Raw genomic sequence first — 20,679 nt, 5'->3', positions numbered from 1 at the left:
GAGAGGCACGTCAGATGTCGAGGAGGCCGGCACTCCCGCCGTCCGTCCACGCCTGGGCGACGCGCGGGTAGGCGGCCGGCAGCTCACGTCCGAGCCGGGCCCACAGGGCGGTCAGCCGGCCCTGTGCGGCGTCGCAGTGCACGTCCGTGAGGTCCTGGGCCAGGGGCGCCGCCGGGTCGGCCGCCGGGTCGAGGTGCGCGGCGCGGGCGAGCACGACGGCCTGCCCGAACAGCTCCGTGACGATCCGGTTGACCGTGATCAACGTCTCTTGGCGGGCGAGGAGTTCGGCGGGCGGAAGCGTCGAGGTCAGCACGCCGCAGGCGTCCGCGAGGCGGTGCACGTCGTGCTCGACGCGCGCGAGGTGGTCCTGGTTGGCGGCCGACAGGGTCGTGGCGGCCACCGGCTTCGGCGTCCCGGTGCGCTCCGGCCGCTCGCCCCGGTAGTAGGTGGAGAGCAGCCGGGCCGCCAGGACCCGGTCCAGGTTGAAGTCGACACCGCCCCCGATGCGCAGACCGCGCACGTCGCGTTGAGCCTGCTCGGCGGGCAGGTCCGGCGCGCCGCGGGCGGCCTTGCCGCGTGCGCTCTCGTAGCCCTGCGCGCCGAGCAGCGAGACCGTGCGGTCGGTGACCCGCCAGGCCGCCGTCGACGTGAGGTTCTTGAGCGCGTCGCGCTCCCACAGCGGCGCCCGGGTGCCCTGCCAGGCCAGTGCCCAGCGCACCGCGCTGTCCGCGGCGAACACGTCGGCGGCGGACGCGGCGATCATCCGCTGCACGGCTTCGTAGGAGGCGAGTTCCTTGCCGTCGACGCGCCGGGTGGCGACCCAGTCGCGGGCCCAGCCCAGACTGCGCCGTGCCGAAGCCACCGAGGGGGCGCTGATCAGGTAGACGCGGGCGAGGGTGTGCAGTTCCGCGAAGGGGGAGGCGGTGCGCCACTGTTCGTGCGCGGAGACCATGTGACCGTCCGGAACGAACACGTCGGTCAGCCGGATGTGGGAGGTGGGCGCGCCGTGCAGGCCCATGAACTCGTGTTCGGCGACCACCTCGAAGCCGGGCGCGGGCGTCTCGACGAAGAACAGCCCGACATGGCCGGTCGCCTCGACGGTGGCGGTGACGGCGAGCAGCCGGGCCCGTGAACCGTTGGTGATGAAGACCTTGTCGCCGCTGAGGAGATGACCGGTGCCGTCCGCGCTGCGCCGGGCGAGGCAGGAGCGGTCGGTGTTGGCCGCGCCCTCCGGTTCGGTGCTGGCGATGGCGGACAGCGAGCCCTCGGCCAGGTGCCGGGTGAGCAGGTCGCGCAGCGCCGCGTCGGGCCGCGTCGGCAGATAGGTGCTCGGGCCCATGGAGTTGTGGCCCGCCAGCATCATGGAGACGGCGGGGCTGTGGGCGGCGGCCGTCTCGAAGACCCGGAACGCCCCGTACTCGGACAGGCCGAGGCCGCCGTCCTCGCGCGACAGCAGCATGGCCAGGAAACCGGCGTCGGCGAGGGCGCGCACCAGGTCGTCGCCGAGGGGCCGGCCGCCGTCCACCGCGCGGGCGTCCACGTGCCGGTCGAGAATGCGGCGCAGCGCGTCGATCGCTTCGTCGGCGGTGCGCCGGTCCTGATCGGACGGCGCGGGAGCCTCGCACAGCCGGTCCCAGGGGAACGTGCCGTGGATCATGTCGCGCAGGATGTTCAGGGGCATATCGCTCTCCGTAGTACGTTCATGAACTCCTCCGGCCGTTCGCGGAAGTAGAAGTGGCCGCCGGGCAGGAGCCGCAGGTCGAAGCCCGCGGTGGTGTGCCGGCGCCATTCGGGCAGCAGCGGGGTGGCGAGGTCGTCGTCGCCACCGACGACGGTGATGGGCACGTCGAGGGGCGGTCGGTGCGCGTGCCGGTACGTCTCGAAGATCGTGAAGTCGGCGCGGTAGGCGGGCAGGACCAGCCGCAACAGGTCCGGGTCGTCGCGCAGGGTGGCCGGGATGACTCCGTACCGGCGGTGGACGGCGTCGATCAGTTCGGCGTCGCCGAGGGTGTGCAGAGGTGCACGGGGGTGGGCGAGGTGGGGTGCGGGGTAGGCCGACAGGACGAGCCGGCGGGGCATCGGGCGTCCGGCCGCGCGCAGCGCCCGGGCCGTCTCGAAGGCGGTGAGCCCGCCGAGGCTGTGCCCGAAGAACGCGAACGGGCCCTGGAAGTCGGTGGTGGCGAGGAGCCCGTCGGTGAACTCCTCGACGGAGGTGACGGGTCGTTCGGTGACGCGGGAGCCGCGCCCCGGCGCCTGGACGCCCCAGACCTCCACGTCGTCGATGTCGTCGGCCCAGCGCACGTACTCGCCGGGCGAGCCCCCGCTGTGCGGGAAGCAGTACAGGCGCAGCGCCGCTTCGGGCCGTTTGCGGCGGCGCACCAGCCAGGGTGAGGCGGCGGTCGTCATCGGGGGGCCTCCTGCGTGCTGGTGCTGGTGCTGGTGCGGGTGTCGACCAGTGCGGCCAGGGCCGCGACCGTCGCATGGGTGAAGATCTCCCTGGTCTCCAACGGGATGCCGAAGGTGTCGCGCAGCCAGGCGGCGAGCCGGGAGGCGAGGACGGAGTCGCCGCCGAGGTCGAACAGGCTGTCGCTGGGCTCGACTTCGTCGACGCCGAGCAGGTCGCGGAAGACGCCGGCCACGGCGGTCTGCGCCTTCGATGCGGACGCCGCCGCCGGTGTGGTGGCCTCGGCGACGGCCGGTTCGGGGGAGGTGTCCCGGCCCATCCACCCGGGCGGCGTCGGCAGGCCCGAGCCGCCCGTCGTCTCCTGTGCCGGCTCGACCAGGTAGTGGCGCCGGTGCAGCGGGTGCCCGGGGAGTTTGGCGCGGCGCGCGGGGCGGCCGGCCCGGACGGCCGGCCAGTCGACCCGGGCGCCGGACAGCCACAGCCGGCCCAGGGCGTCGAGGGCGACGACGTCCGCGGGGGTGGGGTCGGTCGGGTGCGGCTGGGACTGGGCGACGAGGTGGCGGGCGGTGAGGGCGGGGTGCTGGCGGGTCAGGGTGGTGAGGGTCATGCCGGGGCCGACTTCCAGCAGCACCTGGTCCGGGTCGGCGAGGAGGGTGGTCAGGGCGTCGCTGAAGCGGACGGCTCGGCGCATGTGCGCCGTCCAGTACTCCGGGTCGGTCAGTTCCCCCGGCCGCACCCGGGCACCGGTCGTGTCGGAGACGAACGGTACGTCGGGGTCGTGGAGTTCGACTGCGGCCACGGCGGCGCGGAACTCCGCCAGGATCGGCTCGACGAGCGGCGAGTGGCCCGCACCTGAGATGCGCAGCTTGCGGAAGTCGATTTTTTTGTCGGCCAGTTGGGCGGCCAGCAGATCGATCTCCGTCTCCGGCCCCGACACGGTCACCTGGCCGGGGCCGTTGACCGCGCCGACCGTCACCGTGTCCGGCAGCAGCGGCAGCACCTCGGCCTCGGGCCTCTTGACCGCGAGCATCGCTCCGGCCGCCACGGTCTCCAGCAACTGCCCGCGCCGGCCCACCAGGCGCATGCCGTCGGCGAGCGAGAACACCCCGGCGACGCAGGCGGCTGCGTAGGCCCCGAGGCTGTGGCCGACCACGGCGGACGGGGTGATGCCCCAGTGCCGCCACAGGCGTGCCAGCGCGTATTCGACGGCGAACACGGCGGGCTGGGCCACCGTGATCGTGTTGATCCGGCGCTGGGCCTCCGCGAGCGCCTGCGGATCGTCCTCGCGGGGCAGCAGCAGGGAGCGCAGGTCGAGCCCGAGGCCGTCCCGCGCGGCGTCGCACGCCGCGTCGAGGTGCCGTCCGAACTCGGGCTGGCGTTCGTACAGCGCACGGGCCATGCCGACGTGCTGGCCGCCTTGGCCGGGGAACATGAAGGTCACCGGGCGATCGGCCGGCACGCGGGTGGAGCTGACCACACGGCGGGCCCCGGAGTCCGCCAGGACACGGGCCGCCTGCTCGCTCGTCTCGGCGGCGTCGGTGACGAGGAAACGCCGGTACGGGTGTTCCGCGCGCCCCTGCTGCAAGGTGAGCGCCACGGCGTCCAGCGCTGGTCCGGGCTGCTCGGCCAGCCTGCGGGCGGTGGCCGTGGTGAGCGCGTCCAGGTCCTGCGGGGTCCTGGCGGACAGCGGCAGCAGCTGCGCCGCGCGCCCGGTGGGCCCGGGCGTGGGCGGGGGCGGTTCCTCCAGGACGACGTGGGCGTTGGTGCCGCCGATGCCGAGGGCGGTGACGGCGGCGCGGCGCGGCCCCGCGGTGCGGTGCCAGGGCCGCAGCTCGGTGTTGACCTCGAAGGGACCCGCGGCGAAGTCGATCTCCGGGTTGGGCCGCGAGTAGTTCAGGCTGGGTGCGACCCGGCCGTGCTCGACGGTGAGGACGGCCTTGATGAAGCCGACCACGCCGGCGGCCGAGTCGGTGTGCCCGATGTTCGTCTTGACCGAGCCGATGTAGCAAGGGCCCTGGGTGCGGTCGGTGCCGAACGCCCGGTTGAGCGCGGCAACTTCGATGGGGTCCCCGAGCGGGGTGCCGGTGCCGTGGGTTTCCACGTAGCCGATCGAGGCCGGGTCGATCCCGGCGGCGGCGTGCGCGGCGCGGATGACCCTGGTCTGGCCCTCGATGCCGGGCGCGGTGAAGCCGATCTTCGCGCCCGCGTCGTTGTTGACGGCGGAGCCGCGCAGCACGGCGTGGATGTGGTCGCCCGCCGAGAGCGCGTCGGAGAGCCGCTTGAGCACGACGACGGCGGCGGCGCTGCCGCCGACGATGCCGGAGGCGTCGGCGTCGAAGGCCCGCACATGTCCCTCCCGGGCGAAGGGGCCGCCCTCGGTGTAGCGGACCGGCAGCAGGGGCAGCCGGATGCCCGCGCCGCCGGCCAGGGCGATCTCGCAGTCCCCGCTCTTGAGCGACTGGGCGGCCAGGTGGATGGCGGTCAGCGAGGTGGAGCAGGCGCTCGCCACGGTGACGGCGGGGCCCGACAGGCCCAGCTTGTGGGCGGCGCGGGTGGTGAGGTGGTCGGCGCCCGCGGCGAGCCGGAACTCCCAGTCGTCGGCGAACGGCAGCCGGGCCCGCTGCGACTGCAGCACGGAGTAGTACGTCGTCATACTGCCGCCGGCGAAGACGCCGACACGGGGCCCGTCGGCGCTCGGGACGTGCCCGGCGTCCTCCAGGGCGGTGTGCGCCACTTCGAGGAAGACGCGCTGCTGCGGGTCGATCAGGAGGGCCTCGCGCGGGGAGTAGCCGAAGAACGCGGCGTCGAACTCGGCGGCGCCCTCCAGCAGACCGAATGCGGTGAGCCCTTCGCCGCCCTCCGGCACCTCGTCGAGCGGGGTGATGGACTCGATGCCCTCGCACAGGTTCCGCCAGAACGTGGCAACGTCGGGGGCACCGGGGAACCGGCCCGCCATGCCGACCACGGCGATGGGCTCGTGGGCCGCGGCTCCGGCCGTACGGGGGTGCTCGGGAGCGGCGGCCGGGGCGGTGGTCGCGGGGGCTCCCAGGTGCTGCGCGAGGGAGGCGACGGTGGTGTGCTCGAAGAGCGTCATCAGGGGCACGTGGACGCCGAGGTCGGCGGCGAGCCGGTGGTGCACCCGAGTGAGCAGCAGTGAGTGGCCGCCCAGGTCGAAGAAGGTGTCGTACGGGTCCACGTCCGACAGGCCCAGGACGTCGCACCAGATGGCGGAGATGTCGCGGACGAGGGCTCGGACGTCCGTCCGCGGCACCCGGCCGGGGCCGGCGGCCGGCTCCGTGCGGGACGCCGGGACCGGGCGGCCCGTCGAGGGCGGCTGGGTGCCGGGTGCGGGCAGGGCGCGCACGTCCACCTTGCCGTTGAGCGTCAGCGGCAGGGCGGTCAGGGGGACGACGAAGGCGGGCGCCATGTACGCGGGCAGGTGGCGCGCGACATGGGCGCGCAGGTCGCGCGGGGATGCCGGGGCGGCGCCGGCGGTGTCGAGGACCACGTAGGCGACGAGTTGGGCGCCGGAGGCGGTGTCCCGGACCATGACGTGCGCGTCGCGCACCTGCTCGTGGCGGCGCAGGGCGGCCGAGATCTCGCCGGGTTCGATGCGGTGGCCGCGCAGCTTCACCTGTTCGTCGACGCGGCCGATGAACTCGATCTCGCCGTCGCCGCGCAGCCGGGCCAGATCGCCGGTGCGGTAGAGGCGGGCGCCTGCGCGGTCGGCGAAGGGATCGGGCAGGAAGCGTTCGGCGGTCGCGGCGGGCAGACCGAGGTAGCCGTCGGCCACACCGGCGCCGCCGATGTGCACCTCCCCGACGACGCCTGCGGGCACCGGGCGCAGGGCCCCGTCGAGGAGGTGGACGCGCACTCCTGCGGCGGGACGGCCGATGGCCGGGTCCCCGTGGCCGGCGCCCTCGGGGGCCACGGCGCCGATGGTGGCGAGCACCGTCGTCTCGGTCGGTCCGTAGACGTTGAGGAGCTGGAACGGCAGGCCGGCCCGGGGCCGCACGGTCAGGCGCTCGCCGCCCGTGATCATCAGTCGGAGCGCGGTGCCGGTGCCCCAGTCCAGGCCCAGCAGCGGTGCGGCCAGGGCGACCGGGAGGGTGGTGAGGGTCAACGCGTGAGCGGCGAGCCACTGTTGGTACGCGGCCGGCACCAGCAGCGTGGCCCGGTCGGGGAAGTGAAGGGTGGCGCCCGACGCGAGGGTCGGCCAGATCTCCAGCTGAGTGGCGTCGAACCCCGGTGAGAAGACGCAGCTGGCCCGGTCGTCGGCGGTGATGTTGTACGTGTCGGCGTACCAGGACACCAGGTTGGCGAGGCCGCGGTGCGGGACCCGGACCCCCTTGGGGCGGCCGGTCGAGCCGGAGGTGAACATGAGGTACGCGAGGTCGTCACCGGTGACGTCGTCCGCGACGGCCCCGGTGCCCGCCGCTTCCTGCGCGTCGGGCGCCACCCGGGGCAGCCCCTCGAACCGGTGGTGCAGCTCCTCGGTGGTGACCACGGCGACGGCCCCCGCCTCGGCGGCCATCGCACGGGCCCTGGCCCCGGGGTGTTCCGGGTCGACGGGCAGGAACGCGGCGCCGGCGGCCAGCACCGCCAGCTCCGCGACGACGAGGTCGACGCCGGTGGGCAGGCAGACCGCGACGACACCACCGCGGCAGGCCCCGTGCCGGCGCAGGGCGGACGCCAACCTATCTGCCCGGTCGGCCAGTTCGCCGTACGTGAGCCGGTCGGCGGCGGCGACCAGGGCGGTGCGGCCGGGACTGCGCCGGGCCTGCTCCAGCACCCGCAGATGTACGGGGCGGGTGTCGCGCGGGGCGCCACCGTCCAGGCGGTGCAGCAGGTCGGCGACGTGTGCGTCGTCGGCCAGGCGCAGCGCTCCGACCGGGGTGCCGGGGGCCTCCAGCGCATGACCGAGCAGCTGCTCGAAGGCGTCGGCGATGCCCGCCACGGTCCCGGCGTCGAACAGGTCGGCGTTGTACTCCCAGATGAGGGCGGGGGTGGTGGCCCCCGACCCGCTCCTGTCGGCCGGGACGAGGATCAGGCTCAGTTCCGTCTTGGCGGTGCCGTTGCCGGGCTCGGCGACGACGGCGCGGGCGGTGCCGAACCGGGCGCTCTGCTCGCCGTGGTCGTGGACGGTGATCATGCTCTGGAACAGCGGCGGACGGGCCGGTGTGCGGGGCACGTCAAGGGCGTCCACCACGGTCGGCAGCGGACACTCCTGGTGGGCCGCGGCATCCAGGACGGTGTCCCTGGCCTGGCGCAGCAGGTCGCTGAACGGGGTGTCGGCATCCAGGACCGCCCGTAGCGCCACGGTGTTCATCACCACGCCGACCAGCGCCTGTTCCGCGCGCCCCGGCCGGTTCGCCATGGGCGTGCCGACGCACAGATCGGTGTCGCCGCTGTAGCGGTGCAGGACCGCGACGAGCGCGGCGTACAGCACCATGAACGTGGACGCCGACTCCGTGCGCCCCAGCCGGGCGCATTCCTCCAGGAGGCCGGGTGGCAGTTCGCGGACCACGCGCCCGCCTCGGGTGGTGTGGACGGCGGGGCGCGGCCGGTCGGTGGGCAGGTTGACCACCCCGGGGGTGCCCGCCAGCTTCCGCTTCCAGTAGTCCAGTCGAGTCCGCGCCGGCGGGGACATGGCCGCGCGGCGCCCGGCCCGCGCGTGGTCGCGGTACTGGAGCGGTGGCGGGTCCAGGCGCGCCGGCCGGCTCTCCAGGCGAGCGTTGTACAACTCCTCGGCCTCACGGACGACGACCGAGAAGGACATGCTGTCGTGGACGATGTGGTGGGCGACGACGAGGAGGACGTGCTCCTCGGGCGCGAGGGTGTAGGCCGTCCACCGCTCCAGCGGGAGCTCGGCGAGGTCGAAGGAACGGGCCGTCTCCTGGCGGACGGCGTGTTCCAGGGCACGCGCGCGCTCCTCGTCGGGCAGGCCGGACAGGTCGACACGGTGGATCCGGGTCACGGCCGCGCCGTGGACCTCGGGAACGGGCCGGCCCGACCGGTCGTGGTAGGTGGTGCGCAGGATGTCGTGCCGGGCGTGCACCTCGCCGAGCGCCGCCTCCAGGGCGTCGAGGTCGAGAGGCCCGTCGACGCGCACGGTGCGGTAGCCGTTGTAGACGGGGTCGTCGGGTGTCAGCCGGTGCAGGAACCACATCTGTTCCTCGTTCACCGAGAGCTCGTCCGGGTCATTTCCCGGGGAGGCCGTGCCGGGAACGACAACCGGTTCCGGGGCGGAAGCGAGAGAATCCAGCACGTCGGCGAATTCTCCGAACGTAGGATGCAGAAATATTTCCCGCACCCCCACCGGAATTCCGGTCAGCTCACTCAGGCGACCGCATATCCGTGTCGCGAGAAGTGAATCACCGCCCAGCTCGAAGAAACTGTCACGCTCCTCGACCAAGTCGACCTCAAGCACCTCGCGCCACACCTTCAGGAGCACTGTTCTCGCAGGCAGGGGCAGTTCTGGACGCACTTCACTGGGATGCACGAAAATCTCCATCGAATGACAGAACCATCAACTGAAAAGGCGAGGGAGCCCGGCGCGAGAGGCCGATTGGCCGCAGTCCCACAAGTATTCCGAAAGGAATCGGGGAACATCTGAACGACTTTTTCCAAGCTATCCGTTGACGCTCCGTCCGGTCAAGACATAGTTTTCCTCCGTCGTTATTTCCGATCCCGGAGAACCATGGCCATGCAGCACACCGTTCCGCCTCCCGCCCTGTCCTTCCGCGGCGCCGCGGCCGAGAGCTCCGTCATCCGCGAGGCCCTGGCGCTGACCGCCCGTCCCGAAGTGATCTCCTTCGCGGGCGGCCTGCCGGCCTCGGAGCTGATCGACACCGACGGCATACGCGCGTCCTACGACCACGTGCTCTCCCGCTCCCCGCACCGGGCCCTGCAGTATTCGCTCACCGAGGGCGACCCCGTGCTGCGCGAGGCGATCGCGGCCCGGCTGGTGCGCGACGGGCTCGCCGCCCACCCCGACCGGCTGCTCGTCACCACCGGCTCCCAGCAAGCCCTCGCCGTGCTGACGGGCGTCCTGCTGGAGCCCGGCGACACCGTCCTGGTCGAGGACCCCACCTACCTGGCGGCGCTGCAGTGCTTCGGGCGGGCGGGAGTGCGGGCGGTCCCCGTGCCCACCGACGCCGACGGCATCGACGTGACGGCTCTGCCCGGCCTCGTCGCCGCGCACCGGCCCAAAGCCGTCTACCTGGTGCCGACCTTCCAGAACCCGACCGGACGCACCCTGCCCGCCGACCGCCGCGCGGCCCTGGCCCGGCACGCGGCCCGGCACGGCTTCTGGATCATCGAGGACGACCCGTACGGCGAGCTGCGCTTCCGCGGTGAACACCTGCCGCGGATCGCACAGTTGCCGGACGCCGCCGACCGCACCGTGCTGCTCGGCAGCTTCTCCAAGATCCTCTCCCCCGGGATGCGGCTCGGCTGGCTGCACGCTCCGGCACAGGTGCGCCGCGCCTGCGCCGTGGCGAAGCAGTCCCTGGACCTGCACACGTCGGCCGTCGACCAGGCCGCCGCCGCCCGCTACCTTGCCGCATACGACCTGGACGCCCATCTCGGCCGCTGCCGCACGGCGTACGCGGAACGCTGCGCGGCGCTCCTCCGAGCGCTCGAAGGCGTGCTGCCGCACGGCAGTCGGTGCGGCAGGCCCGACGGTGGGATGTTCGTCTGGGTGCGGCTGCCCGACGGGTACGACACGGCGCGGCTGCTGCCGCGGGCCGTCGAGCGCGAGGTGGCCTTCGTGCCCGGGGCGCCGTTCTTCGCGGGGGAGGGCGACCCGGCGACCCTGCGGCTCTCCTTCGCCGCCCACGATCCGGTGGTGATCGCCACGGGCGTGGCGCGTCTGAAGCCGCTGTTCGGCTGACCATGGTGCGCGGCGGGCGTCCAGCGCGCCGGACACCCGCGCTCACGCCCCCACCATGTGGGTTCCTCCGTCCACATGGACGATCTCGCCGGTGGTCTTCGGGAACCAGTCCGAGAGCAGGGCCACCACCGCGCGGGCGGCCGGCTCGGGATTCTCCAGGTCCCAGCCGAGCACCGCGCGCGAGGTGCCGGCGTCGGCCAGTTCCTGGAACCCCGGGATGGACTTGGCGGCCGTGGACCGGATCGGCCCCGCCGAGACCAGGTTGCACCGGATGCCGTCGCCGCCGAGGTAGCGCGCGAGGTAGCGGCTGGTGGCCTCGAGCGCTGCCTTGCCGACGCCCATCCAGTCGTAGTGGGGCCAGGCCTGCTGTGCGTCGAAGTCCAGCCCGACGACGGCTCCCCCGCGCCGGCGCAGGAGCGGCAGCACGGCAACGGTCAGCGCCTTGAGCGAATACGCGGACACCTCCAAGGACGTGGCGACCGAATCCCAACCGGTGTGCAGGAAGTTGCCGCCGAGGGCGTCGCGCGGCGCGAACGCGATCGAGTGCACCACCCCGTCGAGCGCCGCGTCCGGGCCGAGCTGCGCGGCGACCCGGTCGGCCAGCGTCTCCAGGTGGTCCTGGTTCTGGACGTCCAGGTCGACGATGGCGGCGGGCTCGGGCAGCCGCTGGGCGATCAGCTCGACGAGCGAGCGCCGCCCGAACGCCGTCAGGACCACCCGGGCGCCCTCCTGCTGCGCGAGCCGCGCCGCGTGGAAGGCGATCGACTGCTGCGTCAGCACGCCCGTGACCAGGACGGTCTTTCCTTCGAGTAGTGCGCTCATGTCCTCAACGGTCCTCGCTCGGTGGGCCGTCGGCGGCTCCGACGGCCAGGGGTACGGGGGCGGCGGCGCACTCCGGCTCCGCCACCGACGCCAGATGGGCCAGCAGGGAGCCGACGATGCGCGGGCCGTCGCGGGTCAGCACGGATTCGGCATGGAACTGCATCGAGGCGAACCGCCCAGAGCGCAGTGCGTGCACCTCGCCGGTGCCGGCGTCACGACTGACCTCCATGCGGGTCCCACCGGGCCCGGACAGGACGTCACGCGGGCTGCGCGCCGCGAACGTGTTGTAGAAGCCGACGTGCTCCCGGCGGCCGAACAGGTCGATCTCCCGTTGCACGCCCTGGTTGGGCACGTCCCTGCGGACCAGGTCGAGGCCGAGGACCCGGCTGAGCACCTGGTGGCTGAGGCACACCGAGAGGAACGGCCTCCGAGTGACGAGGAGTTGACGAATCGCGCGGTCCAGATGGGCGATCTTCGGATCGGCCGTGTCCCGAGGATCGCCGGGCCCCGGTCCCATGACGACGAGGTCGTGGTCGTCGAAGGCATACGGCTCGTCGAAGCGGCGCACCGTCACCTCGGTCCCCAGGGAGCGCAGTTGCATCTCGATCATCGAGGTGAAGGTGTCCTCGGCGTCGACGACGAGGACCCGCCGCCCGATGAGCGGCCCGCCGCGCGCCGCGGCCGACCGGGGACGGTCGGCCAGCCAGAAGGCGCCGAGCGGGTCGTTGCGGCCGCTCAGCGCCGAGCGGACCCGCGGATGGTCGCGGAACCCGGTCGGTGCCGTGTCCCGCAGGGCGGCGAGCAGTCCGGCCGCCTTGGCCCGGGTCTCGGCCACCTCGGACGCCGGGTCGGAGTGGCGCACGAGAGTGGCGCCGACGCCGATGGCGAGCCGGCCCGCGCGGTCGATGTCGGCGGTCCTGATCAGGATCGCCGAGTCGAGGGTGCGCGTTCCGTGCCCGTCCCGGCCGATGAGCGCGGCGACGCCGCTGTAGTAGCCCCGGCCGCCCGGCTCGTGGCGGGCGATGACCCGGCAGGCGCTCTGCAGCGGGCTGCCGGTGACCGTCGGCGCGAACAGCGTCTCGCGCAGGATCTCCTGGGGGGTGCGTGCGGTGCGGCCCTCGATGAAGTACTCGGTGTGCGCGAGGCGGGACATCTCCTTCAGGTAGGGCCCCACGACGCGCACGTGGTCGGGGCAGAGGCGGCTCATCATCTTGAGCTCCTCGTCGACGACCATGTACAGCTCGTCGGCCTCCTTGCGGTCGGCCAGGAAGTCCATGACGCCGGTGAGTGTGGGGCCGCCCGCCGGGTAGCGGTAGGTGCCGCTGATGGGATTCATCACGGCGGTGCCGTCGCGCAGGCTCAGGTGCCTCTCCGGCGAGGCGCCGACGAAGGTCCGCTCGCCGGTGTGGATGACGAACGTCCAGTAGGCCGCGGCCTCGCGTTCCAGGAGCCGCCGGAACAGGGTCAGCGCGTGGTGCACCCCGTAGTCGGTGATCTCGGCGACGAAGGACCGCTTGATGACGAAGTTCGCGCCCTGCCCGGTGCCGATCTCGTCGGCGATCACCCGGCCCACGACGGCCGCGTAGTCGTCGTCACTGACGTCGAAGCCGCCGCCGGACAGCTCGATCCCCCGGTCCGGCACCCGGATCAGGACCTCGGCGAGCGGCACCGCCGCCTGCTCGCGCACAGTGAGCGAGAGCAGCGGAGCCCCGTCGTCGGCGCAGTCGAAACCGCGCTCGGTGATCTGCCGGAAGGGCACGACGGTCAGTACCTCGTGGTGGGCCCCGGCCTCCCGGGCCGAGGCGGGCAGCGGGAGCGCGTCGAGCGTGGCGTGCTCGCGGACCTCGCCCAGCAGCACGTCCACGCCGCCGTGCGGGGCCGACACGGGACGGTGCAGCAGGGCGAACGGCCCGGACGGGCCGTCCAGGACACGGCCGAGCAGATCGGCCGGTTGCGTGCCGGTCAAGCGAGAACCTCCTTCGTGGTGGTGACCACGGCGCAGGTACGGGCCGCGTGGGCGAGCGCCATGTGGTGGTCGGCGGCGCTGAAGTCGGCGACGGCGTCGGCCACGAGAAAGGTCTCGATGTCGTGGGTGTACGCCTCCACGGCGCTCATCAGGACTCCGACGTGCGCGTAGACCCCGCACACGATCAGCTGGTCGCGACCGTGCCGGCGCATGCGCTGGAGCAGGTCGGACTTGAAGAAGGCGCTGTAGCGCCACTTGGTGAGCACCCAGTCGTCGGCCGCCGGTGTCAGCGGTTCGACGATCTCGCGGTCGCCGGGGCTCACCCGCATGCCCGGCCCCCAGAAGTCGTCGAGCAGCCCGCGCTCCTTCGGTGTCATGCCGCCCGGCTGGGCCGTGTAGGCGACGGGCACTCCGGAACGCGCGCAGTACGCGCGCAAGGCCGCCGCGTTGCCGATGAGTTCGGCGCGCAGCGTGTCGGGCAGGGGCCGCAGGAAGTAGCGCTGCATGTCGTGGACGAGCAGCACGGCGCGGGCGGGGTCGACCGTCCAGCGGGGTATGCGCGCGGGGAGGTCGCTGCTGGTCGGCATCGGATAGGGCTCGATGGGCGGGATGCCCGGCATGGACGGTCCTCTCTGGGGGAACGGGCGCTACGCGCCGAGGGTGGCCCCGCCGTCGACCGTCAGGTCGTGCAGCGTGATATGGGCAGCCGCGTCGGAGAGCAGGAACAGGACGGCGTCGGCGATGTTGCGGGGCTGGGCGACACGGCCCAGCGGGATGCCGAGGCGGTACGCCTCGGGCCGGCCCCGCACGGTGGCCTCGTACCCGGACTCGTCCTGCCACATCGAGCGGAGCATCGGGGTGTCGGTGGAGCCGGGCCCCACCACGTTGCAGCGGATGCCGTGCGGGGCGAGTTCGACGCCCAGGGACTTGGTGAACTGGGCGGCTGCCGCCTTGGACGCGGCGTAGGCGGCCATCTCGGCGCGCGGGGTGCGGGCCGCGTTGGACGCCACGGTCACGATCGCGCCGGAGCCGCGGGGCACCATGTGCCGGGCCACGGCCTGCGCCATGTGGAAGACGCCGGTGGTGTTGACGGCGAAGGTGCGGGCCCACTCCTGGGCACTGAACCCGACGACCGGCCCCAGGTGCAGCACCCCGGCCGCGTTGACGAGGAAGTCGACGGCCCCCAGCGTCTGTTCCACCGAGTCGACCAGGTCCCGTACCGCGTCGGCGTCGGTGACGTCGGCGGGATGGGCGGCGACCCGGCCGCCGGTGTCGCGCAACTCGGCGGCGAGCTTGGCCAACTGGTCGGCGTTCCGGTCGACGACGGCGACTTTGGCGCCGGCCCCGGCGAGGGCGGTGGCCACCGCGGCGCCTATCCCGCCCGCCGCTCCGGTGACGATGGCTGTCTTGTCGCGCATGTGCGTGTCCTTCCGTGGTCTGCGGGTGCGAGAGTCGGAGGGTGCCGGGCTCAGGGACGCCAGGCCGACACGACCTCCCTCGCCTGCTCGGGGTTGAGACGCGGGTCGCACAGGCTGGTGTACGGGCCCGACGCCCCGCCCGAGGAGGCGCCGGGCCTGCCGGGCAGGCATTCCAGGACGTCGTCCGGGGTGGTCTCCAGGTGCAGTCCGCCGGCCACGCCGCCCGCGCCGCGCACCGCCTCCTGGAACGCCTCGACCTCGCGCCGCACGGTGTCCACGTGCCGCCGCTTGAACCCGTCCGCTCCGGTGACGGTGTTGCCGTGCAGCGGGTCGGTGAGCCAGACCACCGGATGGCCCGCGGCCCGGACCGCGCCGACGAGGGCGGGCAGCACCTCGGCCGTGCGGTCGGCGCCGGTCCGGGCCACCAGGGTCAGCCGGCCCGGGGTACGCAGTGGGTCCAGCCGCTCGCACAGGGCCCGGATCTCGTCGGCACCCATGTCGGGGCCGATCTTGCAGGCCACGGGGTTGACCACGGCGGACAGCAGCGCCACGTGCGCGCCGTCGAGGCCGCGGGTGCGTTCCCCGATCCAGGGGAAGTGGGTGGAGGCCAGGAGGAGTTCGCCGGTCCGGGTGCGTCGCAGCATGGGCACTTCGTAGTCGACGAGGAGTGCCTCGTGGCTGGTCCACACGACGGGCCCGGCGCCGGTGGGCCGGGGCGCGTGCCAGCCGAGGTGGCCCATGATGTCGGCGGCTGCCATGTAGCCGGTGAGCAGCCGCAGCGGGTCGGGGCGACGGCTGTCCCGGTCGGCCTGCGGCCCGTTGACCATGTGCCCACGGAACACGGGCAGTTCCAGTCCGGCGACGGTCTCGGTGGCCCGGGTGCGGGGCTTGGCGAACTGTCCCGCCATGCGGCCCACGCGGACCACCGGCCGGCCGGTGGCCAGGCCCAGGGTGCCGGCGAGCAGGTCGAGCACGGCGCTCTTGCGGGCGACGGGCCCGGCGGTGCAGTCGTCGGGGTCCTCCGCGCAGTCCCCCGCCTGCAGCACATGGGCCTCCCCGGCGGCAACCCGGGCGAGCTGCGACCGCAGCTGTGCCACGTCCTCGGCCCGTACGAGGGCGGGGCGTTCGGCGAGTTCGTGCCGGACCCGGTGCACCTGGTCCGGATCGTCCCAGGGCGGCTGCTGCAGGACCTCCTTGTACCGAAGATCGAGCAGGGCGTTGTCCACTGATGTCTCTCCCATGCGAGCGGTGTGAGTACGACGGCCAGGAGGGCCGGTCACACGACGAGTCCGCCGTCGACGCCGAGGACCTGTCCCGTGATGTACGCGGCATGGTCGGAGGCGAGGAAGGCGACGAGGTGGGCGACGTCCGCGGGGGCGCCGAAGCGGGCCAGCGGAATGCGTTCCTTGAGCCGGGCGCGGGTCTCGTCCGGCAGTGCCGCGGTCATGTCGGTGTCGACGAAGCCGGGCGCGACGACGTTGGCGCGGACGCCGTAGGGGCCGCACTCCTTGGCCAAGGCGCGGGTGAAGCCGATGATGCCGGCCTTGGACGCGCTGTAGTTGGTCTGGCCGGCGTTGCCGTGCACCCCGGCGACGGAGGAGAGCGTGACGACGCTGCCGGACTTGCGGCGCATCATGCCGGTGATGACGGCCCGGCAGATCGCGTACGTCCCGTCCAGGTTGGTGGTGAGCACGGCACGCCACTCGTCGTCGGCCATGAGGGCCAGCGGACGGTCCCGGGTGATGCCCGCGGCGCTGACGAGGGTCTGCACGGGGCCGAGCGCGCGTTCCGTCTCCTTGACGAACTCCCTGGCCGCCGCGGGGTCGCCGACGTCGAGGGCGCCGCGGTGCACGCGGGCCCCGGCCGCGACCGCGTCTGCCGCCGCCTCGCGCCCGGCGGCCTCGTCGGAGCGGTAGCAGAACGCCACGTCGTGTCCTGCTGCCGCGAGCCGGGCCACGACGGCGCGGCCGATGCCGCGGGAACCGCCGGTGACCAGGGCCACGGGCCGGTCGCCCGCGGGCGGGGCGGTGGCGGTGGTCATGCGGCCCCGAGTTTCTGCCGGACCAGCTCGTGCACGCCCACCAGGGTGCTGATCTCCTTGAGCTCGTCGTCGGTGACGGCGATCCCGTAACGGTTCTCCAGGCGGGTGGCGATCTCCAGGGTGATCAGGGAGTCCATGCCCAGGTCCTGGGTGAAGTGGGCGTCGTCGGTGATCTCCTCGGCCTCCAGTTCGAACGTGACGGCCATCAGGGAGCGCAGTTCCTCCAGGTCCACGGAGGGGGCGGTGTGAGGTGACATGAAACGGGCTTCCTTTCAACAGGGGGGTTGGAAGGCCACGGCGGCACAGGCGTCCGTGGCGTGGGCGGTGGCGACCACGAGGCCGCCGCCACCTCGGTCGTAGTGGGCGACGGCGGCGACGCACTGCAGCACGCCGAGCGCACCCCCGCACCGGCCCAACGCGTCCTCCAGGTCGAAGGGCCGGGCGCCCACGGGCGCGCGGTCGGATCCGGGGGCTCCGGTCAGCCACAGGCCGACCTCCCCGTCCTTCCGGCCGCGGGCGCGGCGCAGCACCTCGGCCGGGTCGGCGCCGCGGCCGTGGCCCCGCAGGCGGGCCCGGCCGCGGACCCCGCGGGCAGCCGCGTGCCCGGCCGACTCCAGGACGACGCTCGCGGCACCGTCCACGGCGCGCGCGCCCAAGAGGCGGGCGACGACGTCGTTGTGCGGCTCCACGCCGGTGACGACGACGGTGTCGGCCCGGTCCGCGGCGATCAGAGCATGGCCCCACCGCAGGGCGTCGAGCCCGCTGGTCGCGCCGTTGCACAGGGTCACGGCGGGGCCGCGCAGCCCGAATCCGGCGGCGATCCAGCCCGCGATGGCGCTGGTGGACGTCTGGGGCAGGCCCGTCGCGCTGATCGCGCGCGAGGTGTGCCGGGCGGCGGTGTCGACGTAGTCGCAGACGCTGTCGACGTTGCCGGTGTTGGAGCTGACGACGACGGCGGTGCGCGCCCCGTCTGGCTCCGGGCCTTCGGAGCCGTACCACCGCGCGTCCCGCAGGGCCGGTTCGACGGCGCGCAGGGCGAGGCGGGTGGCGCGGTCCTTGTGCCGCAGCTCGCGGCCCTTGAGGGCGGTCTCCGGGTCGAAGGGCTCGCCGCCGCCGTCCGGCCGCGACGGGTCCGCCGCGCCCAGCAGCCCGGCCGGCCCCGCCAGTCCGGGCACCGCGAGCCCCACTCCGGTCACCACGACAGTGGTCGGCTGTCCTGTCGGTTCGCTCTTCATGGCTGCTCCACCACCGCGACGGCATTGATCCCGCCGAATCCGAACGCGTTCACCTGGGCGAGGCCGACCGGTGCGGACACGCCGCCACCGCACACCGTGCGCAGCGCCGCCGCCTCCTCGATCGGGTCGGTCAGTCCGATGACCGGCGGCACGGTGCCGTGCCGCATGCTGAGCACGGCGATCACCAGGCTCAGCAGCCCGGAGCCGCCGAGGGTGTGGCCCACCCCGGACTTGACGGCCGTCATCAGGGGCCCCGGCCCACGGCCGAAGACCTCGGACATGACCCGCGCCTCGGTCTCGTCGTTGCGGGCGGTGCCCGTGCCGTGCAGCATCACCAGGTCGATGTCGGCGGGGGACACCCCGGCCCGCCGGTGGGCCTCGCGCACCCCGGCGGTGATGCCGGCCGGGTCGGGGGCGGTCGGGTGGCCGGCGTCGCAGTTGAGGCCGACCGATCGCAGCCGGGCCGCGGGCCGGGCCGCCCCGGCACCCGCACGGGTGAGCACGACGGCCACGGCGCCCTCACCCATGACCATGCCCTTGTGGCGGCGGTCGAACGGGCGGGCCGCGTCGGGCACCAGGGTCTGGGCGCGGTCCATGGCGGCGAAGGTGGACTCCGCGATGGAGTCGGTGCCCGCGACGACCACCGTGTCGGCCTCGCCGAGGGCGATCAGGTCGCAGGCCATGCCGAGGGCGTACAGCGACGCGGCGCAGGCGTTGGCGAAGGTGTAGCTCGTCGTGGCGTTGAAGCGGCGCCGCAGTGCGGTCCCGAAGTGCAGTTCGTCCAGAGGGACTCGAGGGCCGCCGCGCCACCACAGCTCGACGCTGCGCTGCTCGCGCAGGGTGGTGCCGACCAGGACCGGGACGTCGGTGAGGTCGTCGCCGAGGCCGGAGTCGGCCAAGGCCTGCTCGACGGCGGTGAGGAGCCAGCCGGTGGCCCGCAGCGGCCGGTCGCCGTCAGGACCGCGGTCGTCGATCTCGTAGGCGTGGCCCGCCCGGTAGGAGGCGGTGTCGAAGACCCGTACGGGGGCGCGTCCCTCGCGTCCCGCACACAGGGCTTCATAGGTCGAGCGGGCGTCGGCACCGACGCTGCTGACGGCACCGAGGCCGGTGATGTCCCAGGTCATGCGTCTGCCACCTGTTCACGCAGGGCTCGGGTGGCGATCTTGCCGGTACCGGTGGTGGGGAGTTGCGCGAACACCTCGACGCGCGAGGGCCTTTTGTGCGTGGGCAGTTCGCGCCGCGCGGCGAGGAGCACCTGGCGGCGCAGCCGCCCGGCCTCGACCCCCGCGGCGGGCTGGACGCACGCCACCGCGTGCTCCAGGCCGTCGGCGTCGCGGCCGGAGACGACCGCGCACGCCGCGACGCCCTCCACCGCGCGCAGCACGTTCTCGATCTCGGCCGGGACCACCTTGTAGCCGCCGACGTTGAGGATGTCGTCGGTCCGGCACAGGTAGTCGAGGGACCCGTCGGGGGCGCGTCGCACCAGGTCACCGGTGTAGGCGCCACCGTCGGCGAAGGCGGCGCGGCCGGCCTCGGCCCGGTTGACGTAACCGAGGGCGACCGTGGGTCCCGCGATGTGCAGCCGTCCGTCCCGTCCGTCGCGGAGTTCGGCGCCGGTGTCGTCGCGAACGGTGGCCCGCACGCCTGGCACGGGGAGGCCGAGGCTGCCCTCCGCGGTGTTGTCGGCCGGGGTGAGCAGAGCGACGTGCATGAGTTCGGTGGCGCCGAAGCAGTTCACGAGCGGGGCGTCGAACGCGGCGCGGATCCGTGCGGCCAGCGGCGCCGGGCAGTGCTCGCCGGCCGTCGTGCACAGGCGCACCGCGCGGTACGCGTCCTCCTCGTCGGGCAGCAGCGTCAGCGCCGCGTAGAGGCGGGGCACGGAGCAGAAGACGGTGGGCCGGTGGGTGCGCAGGGCGTCGGCCGCCACGTAGGGATCGACGGCGCCCCGGATCAGCGCGGCCCCGGCTCCCGCGGCGAGCACGCACAGCACGGCGTTGCCGAAGCCGTAGCCGAAGGAGAGGCGGGCCGTGGTCAGCAGCAGGTCGTCGGGGCGCAGCCCCAGGGCGCCGCCGAAGCCGTCGACCATGGCCAGCAGTCCCGCGGCGGAGTGCCGTACGCCCTTGGGGGTCCCGGTGCTGCCGGACGTGTACTGCACAAGGGCCTCGGCGGGCGCGGGCCAGTGGTACGGGGCGGCGGCGCCGTCCGGGGTCCGGCGGACCGTCCACCGCGTGCGCAGCTCCTCGCCGTCCAGGCGCGGGTGCTTCCGCAGGGCCGTGTGCAGGGCGGCCCGCCGGGCGTCGGTGCCGTCGATGTGCACCACAACGGCACGGCAGTCGTCGACGGCGAAGGCGATGTCCCGGTCGTCGAGCAGCGGGCTGACCACGACCGGCACGCTGCCGTGCCACCAGTGCCCGAGCACGGCCACCACCGTGGCGACGGAGTCCTCGGCGACCACGGCACCGCGCTCGCCCGGCCGGACGCCGCGCCGGCGCAGCACCGCGGCGTAGTCGTGGGCAGCCGCGTGCAAGTCGGTGTACCGGACACGGCCGACGTCGGGGTCCACGTAGGCGGTGGCGTCGGCGCCGGTGGCGAGCCGATGGCCCACCAGACGTTCGATCAGATCGTGCGTCCCGGCCGGCGTCGGCCCGGCACCGCCCGCCGCGCCGAGAGCCGTGAGCGCGTCCGCCACCGACCCGATCCGGGACGAGTGCCGCGGCGGGAGCGTGATGCCGAAACCCTCCTGGATCCGCGTGATGATCTCGACCTTCTCCAGCGAGGTCATGCCGAGTTCGTCCGCCCAGCCGTCGAGTTCCCCCACTTCGGACGTTTCGAGTTCCAGAACCGTCGCCACGATCTCGCGCACTTTCTCAACTGCGAGGGCTCTCTGCGTGGTCACTGC

14 protein-coding genes and 1 pseudogene are annotated in these 20,679 nt (G+C 73.7%); 1 reads left to right on the top strand and 14 read right to left on the bottom strand.

Translation table 11 applies throughout. The features are described 5' to 3' along the window. Window positions 1–10 precede the first annotated feature (10 nt). From ACFWEE_RS06420 to ACFWEE_RS06405, 4 genes and pseudogenes are all read right to left on the bottom strand, one after another. Window positions 11–1,681 (bottom strand): acyl-CoA dehydrogenase family protein, encoded by a 1,671-nt coding sequence (locus ACFWEE_RS06420; protein WP_386886899.1) that lies wholly within the window; start codon window positions 1,679–1,681, stop codon window positions 11–13. Then, window positions 1,672–2,406 carry a thioesterase II family protein gene (locus ACFWEE_RS06415; protein WP_386886897.1) on the bottom strand — a complete coding sequence of 245 codons (735 nt, stop codon included), beginning with the start codon at window positions 2,404–2,406 and terminating at the stop codon, window positions 1,672–1,674. Before ACFWEE_RS06415 ends, ACFWEE_RS06420 begins: the two co-directional genes overlap by 10 nt. Next, window positions 2,403–8,588 carry an amino acid adenylation domain-containing protein gene (locus ACFWEE_RS06410; RefSeq protein WP_386887013.1) on the bottom strand — a complete coding sequence of 2,062 codons (6,186 nt, stop codon included), beginning with the start codon at window positions 8,586–8,588 and terminating at the stop codon, window positions 2,403–2,405. Before ACFWEE_RS06410 ends, ACFWEE_RS06415 begins: the two co-directional genes overlap by 4 nt. Window positions 8,589–8,681: 93 nt before the next feature. After that, window positions 8,682–8,918: pseudogene (locus tag ACFWEE_RS06405) on the bottom strand (phosphopantetheine-binding protein); the annotation flags it as partial. Window positions 8,919–9,110: 192 nt separating this feature from the next. On the opposite strand from ACFWEE_RS06405, the gene ACFWEE_RS06400 reads away from it, so the two are divergent. After that, window positions 9,111–10,298 carry a PLP-dependent aminotransferase family protein gene (locus ACFWEE_RS06400; RefSeq protein ID WP_386887012.1) on the top strand — a complete coding sequence of 396 codons (1,188 nt, stop codon included), beginning with the start codon at window positions 9,111–9,113 and terminating at the stop codon, window positions 10,296–10,298. A gap of 42 nt (window positions 10,299–10,340) precedes the next feature. On the opposite strand, the gene fabI is transcribed toward ACFWEE_RS06400, so the two are convergent. Genes fabI through ACFWEE_RS06350 form a run of 10 tightly spaced genes read right to left on the bottom strand, consistent with a single transcriptional unit; the run spans window position 10,341 to window position 20,676 of the window. Next, the gene (fabI, locus tag ACFWEE_RS06395; protein ID WP_386886896.1) at window positions 10,341–11,120 is read right to left on the bottom strand and encodes an enoyl-ACP reductase FabI; all 780 of its coding nucleotides are present in this window, start codon (window positions 11,118–11,120) and stop codon (window positions 10,341–10,343) included. A 4-nt stretch (window positions 11,121–11,124) separates the two neighbouring features. After that, on the bottom strand, window positions 11,125–13,086 hold the full coding sequence (locus ACFWEE_RS06390; protein ID WP_386886895.1) for an anthranilate synthase family protein: 1,962 nt from the start codon (window positions 13,084–13,086) through the stop codon (window positions 11,125–11,127). Further along, a complete protein-coding gene (locus ACFWEE_RS06385; RefSeq protein WP_386886893.1) occupies window positions 13,083–13,706 on the bottom strand; it encodes an isochorismatase family protein in 624 nt (207 codons plus the stop codon). Before ACFWEE_RS06385 ends, ACFWEE_RS06390 begins: the two co-directional genes overlap by 4 nt. Window positions 13,707–13,733: 27 nt before the next feature. After that, a complete protein-coding gene (locus ACFWEE_RS06380; RefSeq protein ID WP_386886892.1) occupies window positions 13,734–14,504 on the bottom strand; it encodes a 2,3-dihydro-2,3-dihydroxybenzoate dehydrogenase in 771 nt (256 codons plus the stop codon). A 50-nt stretch (window positions 14,505–14,554) separates the two neighbouring features. Further along, entirely contained in the window at window positions 14,555–15,730 is a 1,176-nt protein-coding gene (locus ACFWEE_RS06375; RefSeq protein WP_386887010.1) for a 3-deoxy-7-phosphoheptulonate synthase, read from the bottom strand. Window positions 15,731–15,780: 50 nt separating this feature from the next. Beyond that, window positions 15,781–16,545 (bottom strand): 3-oxoacyl-[acyl-carrier-protein] reductase, encoded by a 765-nt coding sequence (gene fabG, locus ACFWEE_RS06370; RefSeq protein WP_386886890.1) that lies wholly within the window; start codon window positions 16,543–16,545, stop codon window positions 15,781–15,783. Continuing rightward, complete coding sequence (locus ACFWEE_RS06365; protein ID WP_386886888.1) at window positions 16,542–16,802, bottom strand: acyl carrier protein; 261 nt, start codon at window positions 16,800–16,802, stop codon at window positions 16,542–16,544. The genes fabG and ACFWEE_RS06365 overlap by 4 nt, the downstream gene beginning before the upstream one ends. Before the next feature lie 15 nt (window positions 16,803–16,817). Continuing rightward, entirely contained in the window at window positions 16,818–17,780 is a 963-nt protein-coding gene (locus ACFWEE_RS06360) for a beta-ketoacyl synthase N-terminal-like domain-containing protein (protein ID WP_386886886.1), read from the bottom strand. Continuing rightward, on the bottom strand, window positions 17,777–18,904 hold the full coding sequence (locus tag ACFWEE_RS06355; RefSeq protein WP_386886885.1) for a beta-ketoacyl synthase N-terminal-like domain-containing protein: 1,128 nt from the start codon (window positions 18,902–18,904) through the stop codon (window positions 17,777–17,779). Before ACFWEE_RS06355 ends, ACFWEE_RS06360 begins: the two co-directional genes overlap by 4 nt. Then, complete coding sequence (locus tag ACFWEE_RS06350) at window positions 18,901–20,676, bottom strand: AMP-binding protein (RefSeq protein ID WP_386886884.1); 1,776 nt, start codon at window positions 20,674–20,676, stop codon at window positions 18,901–18,903. Before ACFWEE_RS06350 ends, ACFWEE_RS06355 begins: the two co-directional genes overlap by 4 nt. Window positions 20,677–20,679: the final 3 nt, after the last annotated feature.

Source organism: Streptomyces sp. NPDC060184 (assembly GCF_042728795.1).
GTDB lineage: Bacteria > Actinomycetota > Actinomycetes > Streptomycetales > Streptomycetaceae > Streptomyces.
This window is presented reverse-complemented; position numbering and strand designations above follow the sequence as displayed.